Annotated in this window: 14 protein-coding genes; 3 read left to right on the forward strand and 11 right to left on the reverse strand. The window is 69.4% G+C overall.

The features are described from left to right. Positions 1–95: 95 nt before the first annotated feature. On the forward strand, positions 96–356 hold the full coding sequence (locus ABT369_RS26575; protein ID WP_350615865.1) for a DNA-binding protein: 261 nt from the start codon (positions 96–98) through the stop codon (positions 354–356). Between the two features lie 137 nt (positions 357–493). Here the strand turns inward: ABT369_RS26575 and ABT369_RS26580 are convergent, their stop codons facing one another. From ABT369_RS26580 to ABT369_RS26630, 11 genes are all read right to left on the reverse strand, one after another. Beyond that, positions 494–5,575, reverse strand: coding sequence for an NACHT domain-containing protein (locus ABT369_RS26580; protein WP_350615866.1), 5,082 nt, complete (start codon positions 5,573–5,575; stop codon positions 494–496). Between the two features lie 217 nt (positions 5,576–5,792). Then, a complete protein-coding gene (locus ABT369_RS26585; protein WP_350615867.1) occupies positions 5,793–6,830 on the reverse strand; it encodes a PIN domain-containing protein in 1,038 nt (345 codons plus the stop codon). 80 nt (positions 6,831–6,910) lie between these two features. Continuing rightward, positions 6,911–8,164 carry an AlbA family DNA-binding domain-containing protein gene (locus ABT369_RS26590; protein ID WP_350615868.1) on the reverse strand — a complete coding sequence of 418 codons (1,254 nt, stop codon included), beginning with the start codon at positions 8,162–8,164 and terminating at the stop codon, positions 6,911–6,913. Positions 8,165–8,323: 159 nt separating this feature from the next. Then, complete coding sequence (locus ABT369_RS26595) at positions 8,324–10,420, reverse strand: toprim domain-containing protein (RefSeq protein ID WP_350615869.1); 2,097 nt, start codon at positions 10,418–10,420, stop codon at positions 8,324–8,326. Beyond that, complete coding sequence (locus tag ABT369_RS26600; RefSeq protein WP_350615870.1) at positions 10,417–12,435, reverse strand: type IV secretory system conjugative DNA transfer family protein; 2,019 nt, start codon at positions 12,433–12,435, stop codon at positions 10,417–10,419. Before ABT369_RS26600 ends, ABT369_RS26595 begins: the two co-directional genes overlap by 4 nt. 369 nt (positions 12,436–12,804) lie before the next feature. Continuing rightward, complete coding sequence (locus ABT369_RS26605) at positions 12,805–13,521, reverse strand: adenine nucleotide alpha hydrolase family protein (protein WP_350615871.1); 717 nt, start codon at positions 13,519–13,521, stop codon at positions 12,805–12,807. Next, complete coding sequence (locus ABT369_RS26610) at positions 13,518–14,981, reverse strand: putative type IV secretion/conjugal transfer ATPase (protein ID WP_350615872.1); 1,464 nt, start codon at positions 14,979–14,981, stop codon at positions 13,518–13,520. The genes ABT369_RS26605 and ABT369_RS26610 overlap by 4 nt, the downstream gene beginning before the upstream one ends. Positions 14,982–15,004: 23 nt before the next feature. Continuing rightward, positions 15,005–16,489, reverse strand: coding sequence for an SCO6880 family protein (locus ABT369_RS26615; protein WP_350615873.1), 1,485 nt, complete (start codon positions 16,487–16,489; stop codon positions 15,005–15,007). Positions 16,490–16,494: 5 nt separating this feature from the next. Next, positions 16,495–17,928, reverse strand: a complete 1,434-nt coding sequence (locus ABT369_RS26620; RefSeq protein WP_350615875.1) for a hypothetical protein — start codon at positions 17,926–17,928, stop codon at positions 16,495–16,497. Between the two features lie 32 nt (positions 17,929–17,960). Then, positions 17,961–18,698, reverse strand: coding sequence for a DUF8175 domain-containg protein (locus ABT369_RS26625; RefSeq protein WP_350615876.1), 738 nt, complete (start codon positions 18,696–18,698; stop codon positions 17,961–17,963). A gap of 3 nt (positions 18,699–18,701) precedes the next feature. Next, entirely contained in the window at positions 18,702–19,016 is a 315-nt protein-coding gene (locus tag ABT369_RS26630) for a hypothetical protein (protein WP_350615877.1), read from the reverse strand. Positions 19,017–19,432: 416 nt separating this feature from the next. Between ABT369_RS26630 and ABT369_RS26635 the strand changes: the two genes are divergently transcribed. Together ABT369_RS26635 and ABT369_RS26640 are read left to right on the forward strand one after the other, a co-directional pair. Further along, positions 19,433–20,473 carry a C40 family peptidase gene (locus ABT369_RS26635; protein ID WP_350615879.1) on the forward strand — a complete coding sequence of 347 codons (1,041 nt, stop codon included), beginning with the start codon at positions 19,433–19,435 and terminating at the stop codon, positions 20,471–20,473. 523 nt (positions 20,474–20,996) lie between these two features. Further along, entirely contained in the window at positions 20,997–21,287 is a 291-nt protein-coding gene (locus ABT369_RS26640) for a hypothetical protein (RefSeq protein WP_350615880.1), read from the forward strand. Positions 21,288–21,344: the final 57 nt, after the last annotated feature.

A 21,344-nucleotide genomic window follows, 5' to 3' on the forward strand; every position in this document is an offset into this window, starting at 1 on the left:
GTTACGGGGCACCGCTGCATCCACCCTCGCCGAGCACGCTCGGAACGACATCGAGCGGTGCTGGCCAACAGCCGGCGGCAGGAGGAACGACCACCATGACCGTCACGACCCAGAACCCCGGCGAGGTATGGACGATCGACGCCGTCCGCAAGCTGCCCGCCACGGTGGACATCGAGACTGCCGGCGCCGTGCTCGGCATCGGCCGTTCCAAGTCCTACGAACTGGCCAAGGCCGGGGACTTCCCGGTCCGGGTGCTGCGCATCGGCCGACGCTATCTGGTGCCCACGAACCTGCTCCTCAAGCTGCTCGGCGTTGACCAGGACACTGAGAGCAGCCGGCAACCCGCGGCGGCCTAACGAGAGCGAGATTGAACGGCCACAGATGACAGCTGCGCCCGGATGGTTCGCCCATCCGGGCGCAGTGCGTTACGAGGTCGCCGCCGGTGACAGCTTGGCCGCATTGTGTCGGGGTACTCGGCCGTAGAGGTTCCAGATCACTGCGCAGCGTTTTTGACATCCCGGTGCACGTCGCCGTACCGCCAGGAGCCCTCGGCGGTACGAACGGCGGTCTGGGACAGTTCTGCCCAGTGTCGGAGGGTGTCGGTGGCTGTGGGTTGTCGGTTCGCTTTCATGCCGACGAGCAGTCCGAAACCTGTACTGCGGAGACGTTCGTCGAGCCAGTCGGTTCGGACCAGGAGTGTGTTGATGGTGCCGGTGGGTCGTCGCGTCCTGCGGTGGGTGGCGACGCACTGTCCGCTGACGTCATACCAATCCGTTCGGTCTGGGTGTTGGGTGAGGTCGGCGCCGTTCAGGAGTACATCGGAGGGTAGTGTCACGTTGACGGTGACATCGAGTGAGCAGTCCGTGGTGACGGCTTCGCCGACGTATTCCTGCGTTGCCGGGATGAGCCGTACTGGCGCGCCGTGGGCGTCTCGGCAGAAGTACACCAGGTCGTCGGTGCTGTCGTTGGCGTCGTTGTTTGCCCGATCCAGCACCAGCCCGTACAGCTGGCTGATCGGATCGAAGTCGTCGACCTCTGCATCGGATGCGGCGCCTGCGTGCTCTTCCCCGGTTTCTCCCGACCACAGCTGGGCCAGCCCGATGAGTTTCGCGTCTTGTTCGAGGTCAGATCGCACAAGCTTGGCGACACGGTGCCCGACTGCTCGCGGACGCTGGCCTTCCGCCTGGGGTGCGTCGTCGTAATCGACGACACTCTGGGGTGTGGCATCGTAATTGACGAACCGCAGTTCGCTGTCGATGTCGTCCACGTTGCGGCCGTCCGAATCGGGCTTTGGGAGTTCGCCGAGGTACCGCCGGTACGTGTGCGATGCGTCGGGCATGCGAGCGTCGAACAGCGTCCGTTTCCTGAGAAAGTCAAAAGCAAGCTCAGCGTGGTCGGCGGCGACCAACCAGCTGTCGATGGAGTACGACTGGTCGGCCTGGCCAGTCTGCCCGCGGAATCCGAGCCCGTCCGTGGTATCGCTGGCATACTCGCTCAGGACCACCCAGGGCGTTCGCTGTTCATCGTGTCGCTCAGCGGTGTCCTCGAGCGGTGGGATCGATTCGGTGCCGGTGATCCAGTCGTCGACGGCGTGCACGTCGGGGAGCTCGGGCTGCGGCGGCAGCCAGAAGCCTTCCGGCTCGGCCAGAGGGAACGTGGCGCGGTGGTCCGCGGGATCGGGCCCTTGGTCCTCGTCGAGGTGCATCGGGTGAGGTGCTGGAGGAAGGCTTGGGTCGAGGTCGCGCTGGTCGCGTTGCCACGCGGCAACCAAGTCCGGCTCGGCGGCGTTGTCGAGCCCGTTGACGTGGTAGTGGTTGATGAGTCGTTCGCCGAGTTCGTGCAGGGCGAGCCATTGGTACTTCTTGCCGATCCGCTCTGACTTGTGCGCGTCACGTCCACGGTGCCCATGGATGCTGTCGAACACGCCGAACTGGTGTGGGCTCCAGCCGAGCGAGGCCACCCTGGCCACGATCCATCGGGAAGCGGAACCGACATCCTGATGCGCGTCGAACAGCACCTCGTCGTGTGGCTGCGGGACCGGGCATGCCTTGAGCAGTTCGTATTGCTCCCGGCTGAGGACATCGCGGGCGATCCAGTCGCTGCGGAGAAGGCGCTCTATGCTCGCTGGCGTGGCTGCATTCTGGGCAGCGATCGGCAGACTGGTCTGGAACGCACGCACGGCGTCAGGACTGAGCTGGACTGTTCGTAGCCGTCGTTCGGCGCGCGGGTCTGGGCGAGATCGCTGGATCGGCAGCCGACTGATCTTCCGGACCGTGGGCCTGACCACATAATTCCCGAAATCACCCTGTTTGTGTAGAGAGAGCGTGATTCTGCCCCAGGAGGTTTGGATGTCGTCGGTGCTGGGGAATCGCGCCTCGACGTCGTCCTCGGTCGGCGGCGTCTCGACCGTCTCGGCCGCGTGGGGATGTGCGGCTGCGGTTGCTTGTTCGCGGCTGAGCACGCCCAGGTTCACGGCGCTGGTGATGACGCCTCGGGCGGCGTCGCAGAGCAGCGTGTTGCGCGATGCGTGCGCTGGATGCTTCGGGTCGCTGTAGACATGCGTGAGCAGCTGTGACGCCAACTGCTCTACGGCGGTGGGGTAGCGGGCGCCGGCCCGCATGACGACGCCGTAGGTGGTCAGTGCGAGGCGCTCGAAGAGGTACGGGTCGTCGATGCGGCGTGCGTCTTCGCCGAGAAAGCGGTTGATGAGCATGCTGAGGACGTCGGGGTGGCCGAGGAGGAGTTGGACGAGTGCCTTCGTCGCGCGGTCACGCAGGAAACGGTTGGATGAGGTGAGGGTCCAGATCAGCGTAGTGGCGGCGAGTTGGACGACCTCGGCTGGCGGCTCATCGGGTTCAGGATCGACCGCATCTGAGGTGAGGATGCCTGCTCGGTGAGCTCGTACGCGGGAGTTCCGGCGGTCCGCTGCGTCGGGGGAGAGTCGTCGTGGTGTCGGGAGCTGTTCGGCCCAGCGCACCAGCCGATGCAGGGGGCCGTGTTCGCTGAGTGTGTCGTAGATCCGGGGTGCCCACCAGACGTCGCGGACGGTGCGCTCCATCGTGAGGAGTCTCGTGTGGAGCCAGTCAGCGTTGAGTGGGTGATCGGGCTCCGTCGTCACGGCCAGGATTGACCGCATCGCTGCACGGTCGAGTCCCGGGCTCGCGAGACCATGTTCCACGAGGGCGACCGTTCGTGCGGTGACGCCGTCCGCCGCCCGTAGCGGGAGGGTGTCGCACAGGCCGCGGAACAACCCGTACGGCCGGGTAGGGTCAACGCTGACGTCGAGCACGTCGATCAGCTCGACACCGGTCCGTTCCGGCAGCAGGACCGTCGCGGCCTCTTGCAGCCCCGGTGCCGCGTCCTGCAGCCATCGGCGCAGCAAGGAGTCCTCGGGGAGGCGACCATCTGCCGTGAGCGCGTCGACGTCGGACGCGTATCGGTCCAGGATCGCCCGGACGATCTGGTCATCGCTGAATGCCTGGTAGGAGAACGCGACACCGAGCCGCGGGTCAGCGTCGGGGACGTAGTACCGATCGGCTGCGAGGATTCCGTGGGACACGAGCTTGCCGAGCATCGTGTCCGGCCACTCGGTCTTGCCGGGCGCGTAGGCGTCCACGATCACCCGGGCCTCGTCCCGGTCGAGCACGTCGCGGCCGTTGTCGGCCATTCGGGTCGCCAGCGCCGACACGGCTCGATGCACGGGCCGGCCAGCCCGGTCGATGCGCAGCTGGTCGCAGATGATCTCGGCCCGGGTGTCCAGAAACAGCTCGAACACCTCGCTCCGGTGCTGGGAGCCGCTGACCGTCACCGGCTTCGTGGACCGTGCTGCACGGGCCCGAAGCCCCTCAGCGTACAACTTGACGAATAGCGGATTCGAGAACGCCGGAAGCAACAGCGGAGTCCGTGGCAGGGCATGCGGCACGTTCCGGAGGTACTGCTCCAGCGCTTCGACCTCGACGCCGTCGAAGCCAGGATGCTCGGTGACAGGCAGGTCGAGCGTACGCAGATCGGGCAGCACCACGTCGCGTACGGTGTCCCGGCAGGATACGACCACCGCTACGTGTGGATACTGCGCAACCCGCGCAAGCAGGCCAGGTAACTCAACCTTCCACCGCGCTGCCACGTCGGAATCATTGATGGCATCGACAATCATGAGGAACCGTGCGCTGCTCGCTGCGCCGGCGGCCTCCATTGCCTGCAACAGCACGTCATGGCCGAGATCGCCAAGGCCAAGCCGGCGGCTGATCTCGGTGAGGGGGTCTTCACCTTTCAGCTCCTCGCCGAGGATCACCACGGCGAGGCGGCCTTGGTCAAGGGCGCGGCGGGCGCCGTCGAGCAGCAGATGGGTTTTGCCCTGGCCCGGAGGGCCGATCATCAGCCAGGCGCCCGCTTCAGCGGCGCGGGCCTCGTCGCTGCGCAGCGACTGCAGGAGGTCGTCGGTCGCACGGGCCGCACGCCACCAGACGCCGCCGTCCTTGAGGAGGCCGGCCAGCGCGTCTGAAGGCGTTTGCTTCTGGGGTGCCCCGAGTACGTCAGTCTCCTGTTGATCGGCGGGCACTTTGGCGCGCTGGTCATGGGCCGGGTCGGTCGAGGAACCCGAGTCGAGGGCGTCCGCCAGGCGCTGGATACGATCGAGGAGGCCCTCAAGGACGCCGCCGAGGTCGGCGGCGTTTCGGCACAGCTCGGTGGTGGCGAGCTCCGCGGTGATACCGCACTGGGCCACACCCTGCTCGAGGGTGCGGACGAGGACCTCGGCGTCTTCGCACGCCTCGCCTACCGCCGTGTGCAGTGCGCTCGTGGCATGCGTCGAGGAGTGCCTCATGAGCCAGGACTGCCACGAGCGGACAAGATCGCATACCTGGTCGTGAGCTGCGCGCACACGGTCGCGGAGCCGCTGCAGGAACTGCTCACTCAGTACAACGCCGCCAAGCACTTGCGAGGTTGGCAGTGCGACGTGCCGATCGGGGGTGTAGCGCTCCTGCGCGGTCCGCTCGGCGATCCGCCATCGCTGATCGCACCAGTCGCGCCCAAGTGCCCGTTCGCCGAAGAAGAACCACCGCCGGCCCTCGTTCCCCGGACGGGTCAGCCGTTCGAGCAGTTGCCCACCGCCGATGAACTGGACGTCAATGCCAGCGACGCCGGGAAGCTCGGACTGCCAGCGCTGCAGAGCCTCGTCCCAGCGCTGGCGCGCGGGGCGCCGAGACCTGCCCCTGCTCGATACCGGCGCCGCGTCCGGCATGTCGAACGGCGCGTAGAAGGTCATCCGGACGACTCTGCGGAATCGCATGTTCGCACCGACGGTGCGGAGGCTCTCCCGAGCCAACGGGATCAAGTCGTCAATGTCGGCGACGAATTTCGCCTGGCCGCCGTGGGTAGCACCGTCGGTTGCCTGGTCGTACCATTCCAGGCCGCCGTCAGGGTTGCCCGTTTTGACCGTCCGCCAGCCCGACGGGGCTGGGTCGCGCAGTTGGAACGTCAGCTCCTCGAACGCGCGATGTTGACTACCGTCCCACTGCCGCAGCCGTCCCCAGTCGTGCGCGGGGCCGAACACGTCCCGCGCTGGCTGCCCAGGCATCCCGCGCTCCCTTCACCGTTACGTGGCGCAGTAGAGTACGCGTCCGTGGAGGCCGCCCAGTATCGACACGCCGGTACCCGGTAGCTGCGAGTGGCTCGGAGCTACCGTTCCCAGCGTGTCGGCGCCAGCGGATGCAGGGCTCGATGCGCTCGACGGGACATCAGAGTCTGATCATCTCAGTGCGATGACTGTCAATTTCTGCGCGATGCCTGCGAGGTCATGGGAGGGAGAATCCGCCGAAGTCCATGCGATCACGGCCGAGTTGCCACCGGCCTCGGGTTGCCTCGTGGAATGCTGGGTGGTGGCTCAGCAGGTCGGCGAGTGCCGCCATGGTAGCGCGACGAGCAGGCTGACCGAGTTCGTGCATCAACTCGGTGCGAGTCATGGGTGCGTCAGCCACAGCGAGCACTCGTGCCAGCCGATGGAGCAGGGGTGCGCCAGCCTCGCCGCGCTCGGCGTCGTTCCAGGTCGCCTCGGCACGTCGTACCCTGCTCGCGGCGATGACCAGCATCCTTGCCAGGGCTTCGCCGTACTCGCGCCGGCCGGTGACGCCCTCGCGCCAGGTCGTGCGCAGCTGCGGCACCCAGCCGTTCGCATACCTGCCGAGCAACAGTGTGCAGAGCGCGGCAGCCGCGACGATCCAAGGGTTTCGGGCAGCGCGGGCTGCCATCCGACCGGCGCCGACGAGCCCGTGGCCCGCGAGGACGACGAGTCCAGTTGCGCCGGTCAGGTAGGAACGGCCTGTAGTGATGGTCTCAGCAACGTTGTAGAAGTCGCGCCACTGCTCATAAGCCAAGCCGCTGGCAACGATGTCCCGGTCCTCGGCGATCACCACCACTGGTGCGATGAGACCGGCGAGGACGAGGGTGTTCGCATCGCTCGGGTCGCGACGCGTCAGGTTCGTGGCCTGATCGGTCGTGGGCAGCCCTGTGCAGTCGACGAACTTAACCAACGGTACGTATTCGTTCCACCAGATCGCCTCGAGTACCTCAACCGGGATCCTGGCGCGACCGGCTCGTCGGGCGAGCACACGAGGCACCTCCGCCCACACATGTGACGCCGCGTATCCACGGAGCACACCAATCCGCAAGGCCACGAGCAGCGGTGACGGCATGCCACCACGCGTGCGGGCAACGCTGATCACATCGCAGGTCAGGGGACTGGTGTCCAGCACGACCGGGCGGACGCGGAGCAGACCGGAGAGCCAGTCACCGGTGGGCAACTGGCTCAGATCCAGGTCACCGCTGATCGTCACATCGCCAGCGTACGACGACATCGTCCCCTCGCCTTGGGATTATGCACTGGTGCGGCTCGCCGCGTAACGTCCCGTGTCTGCTACGGCGCTGACGGCTTCCGGAAGGGGTCACCGAAGTCGATGGAACGCAGCAGCGGTCCAAAGAGGCCGTCCATCGGCGTGGTCAGGTCGGTGGCGAGCGTGGACTCGTTGACGATGGTGGTCTGGAGGTACTCGTCGTCGCGGTAGGGCGTCCGGTTATCACGGATCTTGCCGCCCGGTGCCCAGAAGCCGTTCAGCGGCTTGGCGTACGCTCCGGCGAGGTCGCGAACGAGGACGCCAAGGCCGTAGGAGGTTCGCGTGTCGGCCATCTCGGCGACGACGGACGCAATGGCGAGGGCGTGAACAGCAACCGTCATGAGTAGCCGGGGCGCAAACTCCGGTTCTGTGGTCTCGCTGCGCAAGACGATGCCGTCGGTCGCTACCCGCACCGCCCCCGACTCGTCCAACTCGATACGGTGGGCCTGGGACTGGTCGCGCCGGATGCACCACAAGGAGACACCCCGCGGGATTCGTCGCGGGCTTCGCGTCTCCGCACCGGTGGAGAACCAACCCCACCCCGGCGAGACCACGTTGGCGACCTCGGGAGCGGTCTCCAGCAGGCCCCGCACACGTTCCGCAGCGGTGTCAACGAGCCCCGGAAGGCGCTTCGTGGCCCAATCGACGTCCGTCACGAAATCGCGCAGCGCGTCCGGCCGCAGGGCCGGGATCGGTGTCGCGGTGATGACCGCGCTATCCGGGCCGAATCCGTGCTTCCTGAACAGGTCGTACGCCTCAACGACGTTCCGCTGGGCGATATCAGCGTCGGCCTCCCGGCTGGCGAGTAGCCTGGCCACCTCAGGGTGGTCGAGGTACCGGACAGTTCTGTTAGCACGTCCGAGATACCGGTTGTCCACCATGTGAGGGACGCCGGTCGCGGGGACCTCGATGGTGATCAGTCCCTGCGTGTCGTCATTGGGATCAACGAGTCGATCGGAAACGGTCAAGGCCAGCGGAGGCTGAATACGGGCGCCGCAGACCTGGTCGATCCGCTCGATGGCGCCCTTCAGACGAACCGAGGACAGACTAACCGCTCGCCCAGACTCTTTGTCTTCCTCGATGCCGAGGACCACGACACCACCATCAATGGCCATGGCAGCGACATCCTTGGCGAGTTCCCTATTCCCAGAATCGCCAGCGTTATAATCGTCTCGCTTGAACTCGATCGTGTGACTTTCGCGAAGTTCACCCGAGCTGACGTGCTGTTCGATATCCTGCCAGGTCTGCCACTTGCCGACCCGCCATTGATTCACCATCGGTCGATGATGACATCCGGTGCTCGGGAGCTGGGCAACACCTCCAGCGTACCGAGGCGACCCACAAAGCCTTACACCCCGCGTCGAGGACGGTCCAATGATCACGCAGAGCCAAGGCAGATCAGCGGGCACCACGCGCCCTATCGGTGGGGCATCAGGTCAGCGACTCACGGACGTGCTTGCCGGTCCCGGCGGCAGTGCCAGACGCGCATCGGCGTGACGAGCGGCGGTATGCGCCTGGCGACGGGGCAGGTAGGCACCCGTCTGGTCCTGGCGGGCCAGCCGGGCGGCGGTCATCACCTCGCGCTGTCGCGCAGCATCGGGGCGCACGACGATGGCGATGGTCTGCGGGCCGGCGAGCTGGCGAAGGTTGGCCAGGGTGACGTCGGGCCGGCGCGGTTCGACGGCGGTGCGGAGGAGTTCGGTGTCGACAGCGGCGGTGCGGCGGCCGGCGAGCACGATGCTCGTGGGCGGCAGATCGAGACGGTTGACACCGATCGCGCCACCACGGACTGACGCGGTCAGCAACTGCCCGCCCGCCGGAGTGTGTTGACCGCGCGGTTGCGGCGTTCGTGGCGCAGCAGCGCTCGATGCCGGCCGCGGCGCAGTTGCGGCGCTGGGGTGCCGAGAGCTGACGGCGTGGTCGACGGTCACGGCAGCGAACCACCTGCGTATCTGGGCGGCGTCGGTGACCGCCCTGGCGTGTGGCGGGTTGGCGGTGGCGTAGGCGCGGGCGTCGCCGGCCCAGGCCACGGTGAACTGCCCGGAGCCCGGCTGCGGCCGGTCGCCGTCGAACGAGCAGAGCACGACGATGCTGGCGTTGCCCTGCCGGGTACCGGGTTCGGCGAAGGCAGCGTTGACGGCGACCCGGGCGATTTCGACGGCCTTGTGGGCGCCGACGAGGATCGCGGCGCGCCCGGCGACTTCCGCGGCCAGGCGGGCAGCGTCACAGTCGGCGGGGTCGGCGCCGACACCTTCGCTGAGGACCCAGGCGGTGTGACCGGTCGTCGGGTCGTGCTGGACCCAGGTCGCAGCGGCAGCATCGGCAGGGCAGATCCGTGCGTATCCATGCCCCACGATGCTTGGGTCGGGGAACCCGCGAGTGCCCAACGCGACGGCATCCCGCCCCGGAGGGGCCGGCACGTCGACCAGGACGGCGTCGTCGTCCTCGTGCGGCGGGTAGATGGCCTCCAGCACCGTCAACGGTTCGACCTGCAACCGCAGGGCCAGCTCCACCGAGAGCCGAGCGGCGATGTCGGGATTGTTCTGGGCAACGTCGCCGATGAACGGCGCTACTGCCCGCACGGCGTTGAGGCGGATCAGCAGCGACTCCGACGCCGGGTCGCGACCGATCCGCGTGAGCTCGTCCAGCCGGGTGTCGAGCCGGGCGAGGTGCGGCCTCAGACGGTGCTCCAGGACGACGTCGACCAACGGCCGGCGCAGGTGGGCGAAGGTGCCGACGGCGGTGGCCGGGCTGTCGGCGACGAGCGACGCAGGGTCGGCGCGGCCCTCCAGCACGATTGCGTCGACGGGTCCCGGCCAGTCCCGCAACAACTGGTAGGAGTTGTCGATGGCGGCTTGTCCGGCGTCGTCGGCGTCGAACGCAGCCACGATCGGGGTTCCCGGCGGCAGGGCCGCGGCCAGCAGCGCGACCTGTTCGGCGGTCAGGGCGGTACCGCAGGGCGCGACGGCGTAGTACGGGTCCGGGTAGAGGGTGTCCGGCAGGCTGTTGCGCAGCCGGTCCACGGCCAGGACATCGGCCGGGCCTTCCACGAGCATCACCGCCGCGGGTTGGGCGGTGACATCGAGCTGCTCGGCGAGCCCGTAGAGCAGGTCGCTTTTGCGGTAGATGGGAGTGGTGGTGGTGTTGCGGTATTTGGGTGTGCCGGCGCGGCCGGATAGGTCCCGTCCGGTGAACGCCACGACGTCCCCGTCGGTGTTGCGGATTGGGAACATCACCCGGTCGCGGAACACGTCGATGCGGTTGCCGTTGCGGGCGGTGGTGATCAGCCCGGCCTTGAGCAGTTCGTCGTCGGTGAAGCCTTTGCGGCGGAGGTGGTCGCGGAGGATAGTCCAGCCGTGGGGCGCGTAGCCGATGGTCCACGGCGGGTCCGCTGCGCTTGCGGCGATGATGCCCCGGCTGCGCAGGTAGGCCAGGGCGCGAGGCTCGTCGAGGAGGTGGCTGCGGTAGAACTTGTTGGCGACCTGGTGGGCGGCGATCAGCCGGTCCGCGTCAGGCGGGCGGGCGGCGGTCACGGCTGCCTCGTCGGACCGCGGAACTGCGGCACGGACGGCTTCACCGTGCGTCGGGCTGCCCCTGGGCCGCCCTCATCGTCGTCGGACATTTGCGCATCCGGGAACCGTGACGCGGTCCCGGGGGGCTGGGACGCGGCCGGCGGTGTGGAGGTCGGTGGCCGCAGCACCGGCGGTGCGGGCGCGGCCGGCAGCTGCACCCCGTCCTGGGTGAGGTCAGCGATCAACCGTTCGCGTTCTGCGGCGTCGCTGATCTGCGTGATCGCCTTCGCGGTTGCCAACTGCAGGGCTGGCGCGTCCGGCTGGCGGAACCACGGGTTGAGGCGGAGCAGCGCGGGCCGGGCCCCGGAGGCGAGCAGGATGGCGGTGCCGCGTTTGATGGCGCGGACGTCCTCAGGTCCCATGATCCGCTGCCGGCGGACGCTGACCTGGCGGGACACGCTGCCGGTGCCGTCGCGGGTGAGCGACATGGTGGCCACGTCGTGTTCGCCGATGAGCGAGGACACGTCGGCGGCGAAGCGGGGGTCGTCGCCGCCGGCGCCGATGAGCTTGACGGTGGCGGCGCCCCACAGGGTGCCCATGCCCTTGTCGCCCCAGACGGTGCTGCCCTGCTGGTAGGTCTGCAGGATGGTGACGAGCACGATGGAGCGGCTGCCGTAGTGGCTGTACAGCAGGGGCAGATCCGCTAGGGGGCAGATGTTGGCGGCCTCGTCGAGCATGGCCAGCATCGGTGGGTCGAGCCGGCCGCCGCGGGCCTCGGCGCGGCGTACGCCGTGCCGCATGACCTGGTCGGTCAACGCCGCGACCAGCGGCCCGGACGAACCGGCGCCGTCCTTGGACAGCAGGAACAGCGTGTCGCTGCTGACCGGGAAGGCATCCGGATCGAATCGCTCGAGTTCGCTGTCGGTGGGTTCGTTGACCCAGGCCATGATGCGCGGGTCCTGCAGGCACCTCGCCGCGGTGCGGGCGGTCTCGTAGATGCCGTCACGGGTTTCGGGCGCCCCGTGCTGCCGGCCACGCAGGGCCCGCGCAACCTCGGGATAGCCGTGGGCGAACAGGATCCCGACCGGCTGGTCTTCGCTCGCGTCGGCCAGCCATGCCTGCACGTCGCTCATCGAGCCGTGGCTGACCCCGGCGGCGAGGAAGAACGAGGTGAGCAGATCCTCGGCGGCCAACAGCCAGAAGTCCTCGCCACGGTCACGGCGCAACGGCTGCACGAAATGGCTGGCCACCCGAGCGGCATCCTCCACGGAGGTCACCGCAGTCAGCGGGTCCCACCACCAGCGCTGCCCGATCCGCGTGATGCCCTGCGGATCGAACACCCACACCCGACCGACCCGAGCTCGGGCCGCGCTGGTGGTGGCCCACAGATCCGCCTTGTTCGAGGTGGCGAGGACGGCGCCGGGCGCGTCGAGGATGAGCGGGACCGCGAGGGCGGTGGTCTTCTGGGCCCGTGGGCCCATGATGGCCAGGATGCCCTCTTCCCACGAAGCACGCAGTTGCGGACCGAACCTGCCGCGCGGTCGCTGCATGGTGCCCAGCGCCAGCCCGGTCTGCGCAGCGGGCAGCTCGCTGGCCGGCGTACCGGCCAGACTCGGCCGCAGCTGCAGGGCCCGTTCGGCGACTCCCGCGGGGGTGAGATCGGCAACCTCGTGCGGGCGCGCCAGCGAGGGCAGCGGGTCATCGGCCTCGGTGCGGTGCCGTTCCCACCACACCCACCCGGCGATCACCGGTGCCAGCACCGCGACCAGGAACAGCCCGAACACCACGGCGACCACCGGGTGATTGACGTCCGGATACAGCACGCTCCACCGGCCGTGCAGCAGCCCGGTGACGAACTCGGAGCCGTAGCCGGGTCCGGGGTGTCCGCCCGTCGCGGCGGCGGTCAAGGCGCCGGCGGCCCAGGCCAGCCACGTCACCGCGATGGCGCCCCACGCGGCACCGAGGATGACGAACGGCGTCAACGGCATGGTGCCCGCGCTGGCGCGGGGCTGCACCGGCTGTTGCGACAGACTCATCGCAGACCACCCCGAGCGGACAGTCGGTGTTGGCGACGGTGCCGGCCGCCAGGGCACAGCGGCCGGTGGTGCGCGCCGGCGAGGACTACCAGCAGCGCTACGGCAGCGCCGCCGTCAACCAGTGACGGCGGTGTCGAGACGAGGCCGCATCCAACGGTCACCGCCAGCGTGCCGGCGGCAGCGCGTGCCGTGAACCGCCGCACCACCTGCCGGGCCGGCCGCGCGGCCCGAGCAACGCGTCTACGAACCGGGAGCCGCGTCATGCGAAACACGCCCCGTTGTCGCAGCCGCCGTCGTTGCCGTCGGGCTCGAAGCCCGGCAGCGGGTCCTGCGCCGCGTCGAGGGTCCGCAGGGGCCGATTCCGGGCGGTCAACCAGACCGGGTCCCTCCCGAGCCGGGCGCGCCGCTCATTGAGCAGATCCTCCAGCTGGCAGGACCGCTCGAACAGGTCGGGGCGATCCCGGCGCAGCTCAGCCCAGTACATGCGTCGGTGCAGCGGAACCAGCACGCGCTCTTCCCGGGCACCGGCAGTCCAGCTGCGGTGATGATCCGTTCGCAGTCGATGCGCCGCAGCGGTGGCTGGTGATCCAGGAGCGGATACACCGGCTGCTCGTACGGCATGGCGCGGCGGTTGTTGACCCGGTGGATCTCATCGAGGCTGATCCCGATCCCGACCTGAGCGGGTGTTGCCGGTGCGGCACCGTGCGCCTTCAGCCACCGACCCATGATCTTGATCTTGAAATCGCTCGTGCACGACCGCGTTCCCGGCGCTCCGCTGGACATCCGGACCGGGATGGGCAGTGACCGTGACTGCGGCCGGGTCAGCCGCCCGTACAGGGTTTCGATGGACCCGTCACGCCGGATGCGATGCAGCTCGTGCAGGGTGATGCCGTGCGCGGCGGCGTAGGGCTTGGCGTAGCGCTTCAGATAGCTCAGCGTCGCCGGGTCCTCGGAGTCGGCACCGACGTTGGCGAACAGGAAGACCGGGTAGTCGATGCGGCCAGTCGCGGCCAGCACCAGCAAGGCGGTGGACTGGACACCCCCGCCGTACGCGATGGCCCTCAGCCGGCTCGTCGGCGTGCTCATGCGGCCACGCCCCGGACGGCTCGGTCGGTGTCATACAGCCGTGCTTCGTCACCGACCAGGCGCATCGCGACCGGCAGACCAGGCCGCTCACCCGTCTTGATCAAATATTTCCCGCGCCCAGGGTGGACGCTGCCGGGGAACAGCGCTTCTGGCGCCGCCCACGAACTGACCATGTCCCGTTCCGGCCCGGAGAGCCGGGTGATGCGGCTGATCCGGTCCAGCTCCCGGCCCGGCAGCGCACCGAGGATCTTGATAGCGGCCCGCTCGAAGAAGCCCCTCGCCTTCGCGCGGTCCTCCTCGGTGGGCAGCGCCTCCAGGTCGTCGAGACTGTGGGTGATCATGAGGCTGGCCATGCCGCGCTGCCGATTGAGCCGGGTCAGCGCGTCAGCATGATCGACGAGGCCGGGCGCACCGCGTAGCGCTCGCCACAGCTCGTCCATCACGCCGATGAACTGCCGTCGCGGCGCCAACCCCTGCTCGGCAAGGACGGCGGCGGCGTCGACGGTGCCGAAGGCGTAGCTCCAGGTGCACAGCATCGCCGCGGCGACGAGCTGGTCGCCGGCCGCCGACACGTGGGAGATGTCGACCGACACGGCGGGCGCGTCGAGGTCGATCGGGGTGGTGGTCGCCTGGTCGAACACCCCGCGGAGCGACCCTTCGCACAGCAGGGCGAGGGTGGGGACGAGTTCGTCGACGCGGCGGCGGTAGTCGGCGTCGGTGCCGGCTCGGGCGGCGGTGCGGATCTCGTCCGGGCCTTCCTCCAGCAGTGCGAGGACGTCCGGGACGGTGGGTTCGCGGTCGAGGCGGTCGGTGAGGATGTCGACGGCGCGGCCGAGGATGATTTCCTCGGGGTTGGTGACCCTCCCGGCCCGCACGAGGGTGCACAGGGCCAGCAGCAGCGACAGCCGGCGCCCGCGGATTTCGAGGCGGAGCCGCAATGCGTCGGGTCCGCTCATCCGGGCCAGTGCGGCGCCGAGCGGTCCGGCGTCCAAGGGGTTGATCCGGTCCATGCCGCGTCCGACGGTGATGACCTGCCCGCCGAGCTCGCGGATCAGCGGCGTGTAGTCCGGTTTGGTGTCGCCGAGGACGAGGCCGTGCACGCCGTAGCCGACCAGTCCGGTGAGCAGCCGTTTGGCCAGGCTGGATTTGCCGATGCCGGGCTGCCCGAGCTGGAACATGCCGGGGTTGGTGACCAGGCCGCTGGTCAGCCACTGTAGGGGGTCGAGGCAGACGACCTCGCCCCACAGCATGTGCCGGCCGATCGGCACCCCGAGCATCGGGGAGCCGGACCCGGCGACGAACGGGTAGAGGCCGCAGAACTGCACGGTCGTGGCCTGGTATTCCATGCCCGGTGCGAGGTGGCTGACCCGGCCTGCGCCGGGGTTACGCCATCCCCACGACGGCGCGACGGGCTCGGTGCTGAGTCGCGGGTCACGGTCCTGTGTGGACTGTCGTTGCACGATGGACTCCTGTCCGCGCGTCGTTAGCGGGGCCACTGGGTGGCCAGTTGGGGAGGGCAGATGCCGCACGGCAGCGTGACGGCGAACCCCGCGGCCTGGCTGGCGCGTAGTCGCCGGAGCCGGATCTTTGCCACCTCGGCGCGGCTTTCCGCGTCGGCGACCGCGCGCCCGAGGTCGTCCTCTTCGGTCACGGTCACCGTGACGAACATCGACATCAGGCCCACGCCCGCGCCAGACGCTTCCTCGCGGGCGGCGCGCAGCGCCCGTTCCTTGTCGGCCCGGTCCCGGGCGTTCTCGTCGCGTTTCTGCGCCGCGCGCAACGCGTCGCGGAAGCTGGCCGCGTTGACCTCGCGCTCCACGATGCGTGACGCGTCGGCGGCCGACGCTGGCCGGTATAGCAGCGTGACCCGCTTCGGATGGCCGCCCGGGGCCAGGAGCCGGCTCAGCACGTCCGCGTGGACGTTGGCGCGGGGTGCCTCGTGCCAGGCCCAGGACACCGACCAGCCGGAGTCGTGCTGGTAGCGGTCGTAGAATTCGTTCGCGGCGATCGGCCCGGCGGTGTCCCAGTCCAGGAAGCGACGCAGGCCGGTGCCGTCGCCGAGCGTGTTGGCGACGTCGCCACGGGCGGCCGGATCGTAGGCGGCCCGGACAACGCCGAGCAGGTCCGACGCGGTGGCGCGGCCCAGGACGGTCAGCCCGCAGGAACCGAGCGCGTCGGTCAGTCCGGGCAGCGCCCGGCTGACCTCGGCCAGCGACTCGTCCAGGTCCCGCGGCCGGGTCGGGGACAGGGCCGGGTCGAAGGTGATGCTGACCCGGGTTTCCACGTCCGCGGCGGCGGCCGGGGACACCTCGACGAGCTGCGCGAGGACCCTGCGGGCCGCGGCCGGGGCGTGCGGCGCGACCCGTCCAGCCACGTAGTGCGCGAGCCGCGACCCGGACGCGGGGGCGGTGTCGACAGTGACCGCGACCCACCGCACCGTCGGCAGGTAGCCGAGCCCGGCCAACCAGGAACCCCAGTTCGCCACCCACCGCTCGGCCTGGCCGGGATCGACCAGCCAGGTCGAAGTGGCGGCCACGCGCAGCGTGACGGTCAAGGTGCCGAGCCGGCGGTGCCACACGACGCCGTAGTCGCCGGCCGGGTCCTCCACCGAGAGCAGGGTGGTCGGTGCCAGCACGCCCGGCAGTTGCCAGCCGTGCGGGTGCGCTGCAGTCACCCCGGATCGGTAGGCGGTGTAGCCGCGGGTGGATCCCCAGCCCCACCGGATGCGTTGCAGCAGACCGTGCAGCAACGGCACACCGTCCCAGCGCAGCACGGTCCCGCCGATGAGCAGCAGCGCCGGTCCGGCGACGAGCATGCCGATGGTCCGGTCCACGGAGATCGCGATGATGAGCACGGTCAGGGCGATCACGACTGCGAGCGTCTGCGCCGACCCCAGGCCCATCAGCCCGATGCCGCGGCTTCGCCGCCAGCCGCCGTAGGTTCGTACCTGGCTTTCGGATGCGGCCACGACGCTCACGTCTCCTTCGTCGGGTTGTCGAGGGCGTTGGCGGCAGCGTTAGCGGCAGCCTTGGCGGTCTCGGTGACCGTGCTGACCACTTCGGTGGCGCCGACAACCGCCAGCCCAGCCGGTCCGGCTGCGGCAGCAGCACCCGTCGCCGCGCCGGTGGCGGCACCCGTCGTTGCAGCGCTGCTCGTGGCACCGGACGCTGCTGCGCTGGGAGCGGCAGTCGTGGTGGATGCAGCCGCACCCGGCGCACCGGCGGAGGTGATGTTGGCGACCTTCCCGGCACCGGCTTCACCGACGAACGCCGGTGGTTTGAGCCCCCCGCCGGGACCTGGTGCGCCGCCCGAGCCGGGGCCCGGACCGGACGTTGGGCCGGGACCGGTATTGGGCGGGTCACGATCGTCCGGACCTCGGCCAGGACCGGACGGCCCAGAACCGGGATCGGCACCACCCGGACCGCCTGCCGGACCGGGCCGGTCGAACGCGTCGGCGAGGTAGCGGGCGTGCATGCCGGCGTCGAACCCGCCCAGCACCGACGATGCAGCGTGCATACCGGCAGCGCCGGCGGTGGCGAACATGCCGAGCCCGCCGTTGCCGCTCTGCAGCGAGCCGATCGTCCAGTTGAAGAACTTCATCAGCGCGGGGAGCGCGACCAGGGCGATCACCATCATGGCCAGCCCCACGAACAGCACCCGCGGATCGGTCGACGTGTTCTCGCCGGTGACGTAGATCGCGGTGGCGTACACCATCGCCGCCATCGGCTTGTAGAAGATCAGCGCGAGCTGCCAGGCCAGCAGCTTGTTCTTCCAGCCGTTGGTGGCGTTGGTGAAACTGCCTGCTGCGGCCAGTGGCGTGAGCGCGGCGAGGATGATGACGGATCCGTCGCGGAACAGCATCAGGAACGCCTGGATGAGCGAGGCGAGCAGCGCGAGCGTGGCGGCCAGAATCACCACGACCTCTGGCAAACCGCCGCCGGAGGCGGGTACGGCGATGGCGCCGAGCCGTTTGCCGAGGCTGGGATTACCGACCGACTGCAGGGCGGCGGCCAGCACGGCGTTGCTGAACTGGTCGCATCCGGTCAGCAGCAGTTGGGTGCCGAAGATCCCGACGGCCGCCCACAGCGCTGTGTTCCACAGCCCCCGCAGCACGTTCACCAGCGGGGCCGGCTTGCGGGTCAGCACCATCATGATGGCCTGCCACAGGATGCCGCCGACGGCGACAGCCGCGGTGATCGGCATGATGAGCGCGCGCAGATGAGCAACGGCGTCGATCGGCGTCGACGATGCGGTCACGTTCTGCGGGTCGGGGTAGAGGCTGAGCGACGGCACCGCCACCCACCAGGTCGCGCAGATGTCGATCCCCCACAACGCCGCGGCGATCATCATCTGTTCGAGCCGGCCGAAAAAGGTGTCCGCGACCGCCGTCACGACGGCGTTGGCCATGCAGTTCGTGTCCCACGGGGCACACACGGCGATCAGCCCCCCGCCGCGAAGCCGGTGTAGCCGGCGGTGGTCGGCACGAGGACGGCCGCGGTGTTCCAGTCGCCGCCGCTCGGCGCCTGCAGCGCCCAGTCGTCGCCGCTCCACCGCATCTGGACCGACAGCGCGACCCTGGTTGGTCCGGACTGGCTCGGTCCTTCGATGAGCAGTCCCACTTCGACGGCGTCGGGGGATGTAGTCCCAATCCGGAAGCTGGTGACGGTCGAGTACAGCTGGCCGGCCGGCTCACCGGCCATGACGCCGAACTGTGCCCGCAGCTGCTGGTACTCCTCGTCCACGGTGGCGAGCAGCCGATCGGCGTCCGGGCCGACTACCTGCTCGCGCAGGGTGGGCTCGAACACGGCCGGCCCGACCTGCGGCGACAGCCGCACGGTGATGTGGGCTGCAGCGAAGACCGCGCCTATCGGGGTGCGGGCGAATCCGCGGGCCCGGCCGCCGCTCGTATCACGCGGCCCTGCTGCGCCGATGGGAAGGTGCGCCCCGGCAACGGTGACCCACTGCAGCGCGGCTGACGGTGCGACCTCGGGTAGCGATCCTGCGGGGGTAGCGGTCTCGTTGGTGGCCGATGGTGGCGCGGGCGCCGGGTTGCCCCGGCGCCCTACCGTCGCGGCGAGTACGCCGACGACGGCAGCCACGATCAGTGCAACGGCCGCCACCGTGGCTACCAGGGCGCGGGTGCGCCGTCTGGCCGCCAGGGTGATGTCGTCCGTCATGGCCTACAGCACCGCCCCGACGACCGTGGCGGCGACCGCGCCGAGCGTCAGACCGCCCAGTACCCAGGGAATGCCGGTGGCGCCGTCGACGGCGGTGGAACTGCGGTTGCGACGACCCATGATCATCATTCCGGCGCAGATGAACATGCCGAGGATGCCGGCCACGATCAGCGCCCACTTCGCCCAGCCCAGCAGCTGGGTCACCAGCACTCCGAGTCCGGGGATCGGCTGCGAGGCGGGGTCCAGGTCTACCGGCGCGCCGGTGGGGTCGGGGGCGGCCAGCACGTTGAACGCGACGTCTGTCAGATGTGTGAGCACGCGTGCTCCTTCGTCCAGGTGACCCACCTCGGTGGCGGGCTGTGACCTGGACGATCAGCCGGCGGTGTGGACGAAAGCGTTGACGCACAAGGTGATGCGGGCGCTACGGGCGTTACGGGTAGCGCCACCACCCACCGTTGACGGGTTCGGTGGAGCAGTCACCGATGCCGAGGAGCTGCCATGCCCGTCACGTCACGATCGCGCACCCGAATGCTGCATCCCTTCGCAGCGCAACGAGCCGGCGCCGGCACCGGCGGTCGCCACGCCGATGTGACTGGTCGGGCAGCCGCGGCTTCCGATGCAGGCCGGCACTGCGAGCGCCTCGGGCGGGGGCTGGGCGCCGGCTGGGGTGCTTGGCGGTGAGCGGACTGGAGCAGTCGGGAGGGACCGCAACACGGTGGGTGGTCATCGCGTGCGTGATCGTGCTGCTGGCCCTCGGCGGCTGCTGCTGCGGCGGGTTCGTGCTGGCGGCGTCGGTAGGCTCAACCCAGGCCGCCGCCCAGGCGGATGGCGCCAGAGGTAACCAGCTTCGGCCCGACGCGCCGGTACCCGCGCAATACCTTCCCTACGTACGGGCGGCCGGAGCGTTGTGCCCGTCGATCGGACCGGCAGACATCGCTGCCCAGCTCGACCTGGAGTCGAGCTGGAACCCCAACGCCTACACCGACATCGGCGAAGTTCCGGCAAAAGGCATTGCACAGTTCACCGATGCCACCTGGCAGACGTGGGGATACGACTACAACCACAACGGCACCAGCTCGCCCTACGACCCTGGCGACGCGATCCTCGCCCAAGGGCACCTCATGTGCGACCTGATCGCCTGGACCGAAACCAACCTTGCCAACGGTCGCCTCGTCGGCGACCCGCTCGACCTGGCATGGGCCGCGTACTTCGCCGGCCGCGGCGACATCCTCGCCGCAGGCGGTGTTCCAGCCTCTGGCCTGGCGCACGACTATCCGCAGCAGATCCGCAGCCGACTGCCGAAGTACGCCGTCGACACCGGCGGCGACGGACTACCCAACGGCGGCGGCGGCATCCCGCCCGGCTACACCCTGCCGTCCGACGCGCAGCAAGCCGCCGCCGTGTCCTTCGCGCTAGCCCAGCTCGGCAAGCCGTACGTGTTCGGCGCGGAAGGACCGGACAGCTACGACTGCTCGGGCCTGATGATGCAGGCGTGGGCGCACGCGGGCGTGCGCATCCCACGCGTGACCGGCGATCAGGTGCACACCGGCGTCGCCGTGGCCGGACTCGATGTCATGCAGCCCGGCGACCTGATCCTCATCCCCGGATCCAACGGCTCGATGCAGCGACCGGGACACGTCGGCATGTACATCGGCCGCGGCGGCGACGGCCGGCAGTACCTGGTCCAAGCACCGCACACCGGCGACTTCGTCAAGATCACGCCGGTTGCCAACTTCAAGCCGGTCGCGGCCATCCGCCGCCCGGTTACCCGCTGACGCGGCAGCAGCGGCAACAACGACAACCGACCTACGGGCCACAGCTTCGTTCCGCTGTCCAGGAAGGACTCAGCGCCGTGGTATCACCAGATCACCGCCAGCAGCCGTCCACGGACGGCCTCGCCCTGCCTGCGGACCTCGCACGCGTTGCCCGTCAAAGCTGGTTCAGCGCCCCCGCGAGCCAGGCCGACATCGCGGTCGCGGACACGATATGGGACCGCACCTACACCTCCTTCTACCGCGCGGCGTACATCGACACCGCCCAACGGATCGGCGAAGCCGCGAAGCAATGCAAGGCCGACGGTAAGGGCTGGGTCCTTACCGCCCCGATAGCACGGGCGGCCAATGAGGTCGTCGCGCACGCGCACCGACGGCCCGTGCCAGTGCCCGAGTTCGATGAGGAGGCGCTGCACTACGCCGCCGAGGTCTCCGCCCGTCGCTTGAGCCGTGGCGCGAGCTGGCCGAGACCGTGTGGAACACCGCACGGATCGAGGCAACCATCGCCGGAGCGTACGCAGCGGGCATGTACATCACGACGCACCAGTCGGTACGCACCGGTCGCAGCGTCGCGCAAGCAAACGGCATTCAGTTCGACGGCCAACCAGCCGAACCGTGGTTCCACGCGGTCCTGCTGACCGCGAACCGGGCTGTCATCGCGCCCAGTGGCGTCCCGGTCACCGCTGCGCAGCTTGCCCGGCAGAGCCAGGCCCCCGGGGCAGCGAGCAACGCACCGCACGCGCCGGCCGATCGCCCGAACCGAGCTCAGCACATCCCGGGCACTCCAGCTGCGACGGAGCCCGTCACGCGCCGCTGACCCGCCGTCACCGCTCGGCGGAGCAAGCCCCATCCCACGGCGGCAGGACACCGCATC

This window comes from Dactylosporangium sp. NPDC000244, from assembly GCF_040300725.1.
Lineage (GTDB): Bacteria > Actinomycetota > Actinomycetes > Mycobacteriales > Micromonosporaceae > Dactylosporangium.